This window comes from Chrysosporum bergii ANA360D, from assembly GCF_029891735.1.
In the GTDB taxonomy this organism is placed as follows: Bacteria; Cyanobacteriota; Cyanobacteriia; order Cyanobacteriales; family Nostocaceae; genus Umezakia; species Umezakia bergii.
In genome coordinates, this window is the sequence record NZ_JANQDH010000010.1 from 1 (window position 1) to 5,690 (window position 5,690).

General features: G+C 45.7%; 1 protein-coding gene and 1 pseudogene. One reads left to right on the plus strand and one right to left on the minus strand.

Annotated elements, in window-relative coordinates; all coding sequences use genetic code 11:
* Positions 1–141: 141 nt before the first annotated feature.
* The gene (locus NWP17_RS00945; RefSeq protein ID WP_102938399.1) at positions 142–5,145 is read right to left on the minus strand and encodes a type I polyketide synthase; all 5,004 of its coding nucleotides are present in this window, start codon (positions 5,143–5,145) and stop codon (positions 142–144) included.
* A 189-nt stretch (positions 5,146–5,334) separates the two neighbouring features.
* Here NWP17_RS00945 and NWP17_RS00950 point away from each other — a divergent pair.
* Positions 5,335–5,523, plus strand: a pseudogene (locus NWP17_RS00950) (IS4 family transposase); the annotation flags it as partial.
* Positions 5,524–5,690 lie beyond the last annotated feature (167 nt).

A 5,690-nucleotide genomic window follows, 5' to 3' on the forward strand; every position in this document is an offset into this window, starting at 1 on the left:
AATCGTGTGACCGATTTTGATGATCAATTGATGTTGGTCAGTGCAGGGCTATGGAACTTCTATTTAGATGCAGCATAAATTCAATCGGGATGGGGGAAGTTCTGTCATCCGGAAATATGCTTTTATTTCCCAACAGCTCTATTATTGATCTCTTTTTATTTTATTTAGTAAGGATTCGAGTGCGAATAAATCTTCTGCCATGGAAGTAATATTTGAGTCAACGGAAGTGCTGGTACTTCTGTCCTTATTACTGTCTTTTTCCTCCCCATTTCCATCTGGTGTGAGAACTGCTGAGGTATCTGGCTCAGAATTTATACATATTTGAGTCAGTATAAACTTAGCCAAACGGTCTACCATAGGATAATCGAATGCAAGCGTTGCAGGCATCTGAATCCCCAGACTTTCTTCCAAACGCCGCATCAATTCAAGTGACATCAACGAATCCATCCCCAAGTCAGTGAAGGGTTGATGAACTGCGGGCAGTTCGGGACTACGCAAGACCGCAGCAACTTGGGTCTGTAGATGGCGCAGTAACATTTTCTCTCGCTCTTTTGGCCGAGCTTGCTGCAATTGTTCGAGTAAGGTAAGGCCAACTTCATGAGAAAGTGTAGATTGCTCCTGGGTAGTGGAGGAAGACCTGTCAAGATCAAGTAAAGCAAAAAAGGCCGAGCTTGTGTCGTACATCTTGCGAAGCCCATCGGTAGAAATGGCCGCTATTTGGGCGGATGGTTGTTGCAGAAGATAGGCAAAGATTTGCAATCCCTGTTCTGGTGAAATTTCCAAAGTGCTAATATCTTGCCCAACTGTGGTGCTTTGTGAAGAAGCTTGTTGGAGACGTACCGTCATTCCCACTTGAGACCAAGCGTCCCAGTTAATCGAGAGAGCTGGCAAGCCTTGTATTCGCCGATGATGGGCAAAGGCATCTAAAAAGGCATTGGCAGCAGCATAGTTAGCTTGTCCACCACTGCCCAGCAATCCTGCTGTTGAGGAAAAACAAATAAAGAAATCAAGCGGCATCTCTTCAGTCAGTGTATGTAGATGCCAAGCTCCCTCTAGTTTGGGGGCGAACACCTTGCTAAAACGCGCCCAATTTTGCTGCAATAAGATTCCGTCGTCTAATACACCGGCAGTATGAATAATACCAGCCAAAGGATATGCCTTATCAATCTGTGCCAACACATTGGCTACTTGGGAGCGGATGCCAACATCGGCTTGCACCACCGTCACTGTTGCACCCAGCGCGGCTATCTCTTGCAGTTGTTTTTGGGCGGCTGGTTTGGGTTGGCTGCGTCCCATCAGAAATAGATGGGTAGCCCCCTGTTCAACCATCCAACGAGCCACAAGCAAGCCCAAACCACCAAAGCCGCCCGTGATCAAATAAGTGGCATCTGGTCGAATAGGCATTTTTGATGAGGTCGCGGGATGCTTCTGATAACCTTTGAACCGTGACACATAGCGAGTCCTATTACGCCAAGCAACTTGACTTTCGTGGGGAATGGTGGTATGTCTGAACTCGGAGGCGGCGCGGAGTTCAGCCGCCAGAAACTTGGCTTGTTCATCTGGAAGCCCTTCACCATCAAGGTCGATTGATACACAGTTGAGTTCAGGGTGTTCTAAGGCTATCACCTTACCCATACCCCATAAGGGTGACTGAAGCACTCCGACTAGGCTATCGTTTTTACGCACAGCTTGCGCGTTCTTTGTCACGAGCCACAAGCTAGGGGTGGGCGTTTCAAGTTGCAAGACTGTCTGTATTAAATTTAATAGCGTGCCACTACCTAATTGTACATTTTCAATTAGGTTAGATACTTTGTCCAAGCTAAGTATATCTAAACTCCAAAGATGAACAATACCATACAGTGGAGGCAAAGCAGCAAACAACCTTTCATAATCCTCCCTTTGGATCGGATCAATCTGAAAATATGGGATGTCCCCCCCGGTATTTTGTTTATTATTAGCCGAGTGATATTTTAGACCAGCATAGACAAGCGTAATTATATCCCCTTGCTGACGTAATTGAGCCGCAAGTGCTTCACCGTGTCCACTAGCATCGGCGAAGATGAGCCATTGTCTACCCTCTGTTTCCACAGCAGGTAAGGTAGATAGGGTCAGCAACTGGGGTTGCCAAACCACTTCATAAAGCCAATCGCAGATGGGCTTCTGTGTCGCTTCCTCACGATGTTTTGCAACCAATAGTTCAATGATGCTGGGTAGCAATTTCCGTGCTTCGCCTGAAAGTACATCCGTCGCCGCTAACAAGTCCACGATTTTCGGCACATTGCCTTGTTCAAGATGCTCTACAATGGCAGTTGCGGGACGAACTTGTGTTGTTTCTAAACGTGGAGCGGACTGTTTCTCTAGCCAATAACGTTGACGCTTCCAAGCATAGGTGGGTAGGCTTACTTTGCGTCTGGTGTAATCTCTATCAAAGCCCGCCCAATTTACCTGGACACCAAGCGCATACAGTTGTCCCAAACTCTCCAATAGTGTCTGCCAGTTGGGTTGCTTGGGGCGCAAGGTGGGAATGGTGACAGGGCGATCGCTATGGGCAACCTCGTCAAAATATTGTTGCACTAGTCCTGATAAGGTCGGTTTTGGTCCAACTTCAAGGAAGACTTGGACATCCTGCGCTTGCATAGTTGCAATACCATCAGCGAACAAGACAGGATTGCATAAATGATTTACCCAGTAACCAGGGGAAGCGATCACTCCTTCCTCCAGGGAAGACTCAGGTGAAATCAAGTCGCCGGTTAGATTACTGACAAGAGCTATTTTTGGAGGACTATAGTTGATTTCCCTGGCCACCTGTGCGAACTCCTGCTCCATTGGTTTCATCAATGGAGAGTGGAAAGCGTGTGAAACAGACAGTCTCTTGCACCGGATTCCTTGATCTTCTAGGGTGTTGGTGAAGACTTGCACAGCTTGGCGATCGCCCGAAATGACGACACTTCGTGGTCCATTTACCGCCGCTATCACAACTCGCTGGTCAGATTGAATAGCCGGCTTAACTTCCTCAAGGGAGGCCGATATAGCAACCATCTCGCCATTTTGTGGTAGCGCCTGCATCAAACGGCCTCTTTCGGCAGCAAGTTTGAGACCATCCTCCAGAGAAAAGATCCCCGCCACACAAGCTGCCACATATTCACCTATGCTATGACCCATTACGATATCTGGCTCGATTCCCCACGACCGCCACATCTGTGCTAGGGCATATTCTACAGCAAAAAGGGCAGGTTGGGTATAAGCCGTCTGGTCAATTTCCTTTGACTCATGGTTTGGATATAATACCGAAAGCAGTGGGTTTCCCCAAGGGCTGTTTCTCGATGAAAAGATGGATTGCAAGATTTCGGCACAGCGATCTAAGCAATTACGGAAAGTAGGCTGGGTCTCATAAAGTTCTCCAGCCATTTGCACATATTGCGAACCTTGACCTGTAAAGAGAAAAGCGACCTTCGGCGCACGACTGTTGGAAAGGACACAACCTTGATTGATGCTCAAACTCACCGACCCTTCCTTATAAGCGGCTAAAAGAGCCTCTATTTGGATGTGTGAAGTAGCCGATAGAGCAAGGCGATGAGAAAAATGGGTTCGTGCCGTATTAGCAGTGTAGCATATATCGGCAAGACTTGCATCAGTAGTAGAAATAAATGACTGATAAAGCCCAACCAAGTTAGCCAACGCTTCCTCATTCTTAGCACTAAGGGTTAACAAGTGCCATGGTCTTTCCACTGCCGCATGATTACTAATTAGTTCGCTAGATGGGGCTTCAGATAATACAATGTGGGCGTTAGTACCACTGAAACTAAAAGAACTAACCCCTGCAATTCGCTTTCTGTCCTTCAATGTCTTGTCATCCCAAGCATGAAGGGTGGTCGGAATTTCGACCGGGAGATTTTTCCAATCAATATATGGATTTGGTGTCTTGAAATGCAAGTGAGGAGGAATCTGCTTGTTTTTTAGCATCAAGACAACCTTAATCAGCCCTGCAATACCGGACGCGGCTTCTAAATGACCAATATTTGTCTTAACTGAGCCGACCCAAAGTGGTTCTGTTCTCCGACCAAACACTTCGTTCAATGAATCCATCTCGATAGGATCACCAAGGGGTGTGCCTGTACCATGGGCTTCTAAATAACTTACGGCATCCGGTGCAATACCTGCTCTATCTAAGGCTTGCTTAATGACAGAGACTTGTGCGGGGCCTCTTGGAGCAGTTAAACCACTGCTATGACCATCATGATTAACCATAGACCCACGAATGATGGCAAGAATATTATCCCCATCGGCTGTTGCATCCGAGAGACGTTTTAGAACAATCATCCCACAACCTTCGCCTCGCACATAGCCATTTGCATTGGCATCAAATGTTTTACAACTACCATCAGGTGCCAGCATCCCCCCTTGAGAAAGACCAATCATCTCATCTGGATCAATGAGTAAACCGACTCCACCAGCTAGTGCTAGATCACATTCTCTCTGACGCAGACTCTGACAGGCTTGATGAACTGAGACCAAAGAAGATGAACAAGCTGTATCAATCACAAAACTGGGACCCATCAAACCCAGGACATAGGATATCCTGCCGGCAGCAACACTCACATCAGTGCCACTTAACTCATACAAATCGGTTTTCCCGATCCGACTCCTGTTTTCGATCATTAAAGATTTGTAGTTGCTACCACCAATACCGATAAATACACCAGTGGAACTATCAAAAAGAGTTGCAGGAACAATATTACCGGATTCCAGAGCTTCCCAACTGACTTCAAGTAGCAAGCGTTGCTGTGGATCCATGCTAACGGCTTCACGGGCAGCAATATTAAAGAATGATGGCTCAAATGTATCAACTTCATTCAGAAAACCGCCGTAACGAGTATGCATTTTACCGGACGATGTGGGGTCAGCATCATAATATTTATCAACATCCCAGCGATCAGCAGGGATTTCTGTAATGGCTGATATACCCTCGCGCAGTAATACCCAAAAACGCTCTGGAGTAGTTGCACCGCCTGGAAAACGGCAACTCATACCAACAATGGCAATAGACTCATTTTTTTGGGCTTCTACCGCAGCTAGTTGCGATCGTAGGCTATTTATTTCGTTCAACGCATTTTTCATCAAAATGCCATAATTGGGCTGACTCATCTTTGATTATCCTGAATAATTCACCAAAAGAGCAAAAAAGAGCCTTAAACCAAGTAAAATTAGGCTATACAAAAATTTAACTATTACGCGGTAAGTCCCTTATCAAAAATAAGATATCAGACTTAGGATTAGAACACTTAACCTGCTGGGAAAAATATTTTGAGTATATTTACTCATGCTGAATGTGGGATTCAACAACATCAGGACAAGTACCCACGTCAAAGTGATTTTAGCTTTGGTCTCTACGGACAACTATGGATTTATGGTATGGAATTATGGGCTGATTTAGCTCTGAATTTAATCAATCTCAAGCCTCATAAACGCCTCTTTTTTCAACGGGGCTTTCAGGCTCTATCCCTTATGAAACAAGCTCTTTAGCCGCCTTGTCACCCGTTAAGCTAAAAGTTAGAATCACACGCCTATCTTTGAATTTGTGATGCCTTCGGCGAGCGTAGCTATCGCAACAACACCCAAATATACATAAAACCTAAAACCACTTATTGTACCACAGAAACAATTGTGCAAGAGGTCTATTGATTAGTCAC

Excerpts from the sequence above, each read along its gene's own strand:
- NWP17_RS00945 (WP_102938399.1), bottom strand. The coding sequence starts at position 5,145 with ATGAGTCAGCCCAATTATGGCATTTTGATGAAAAATGCGTTGAACGAA.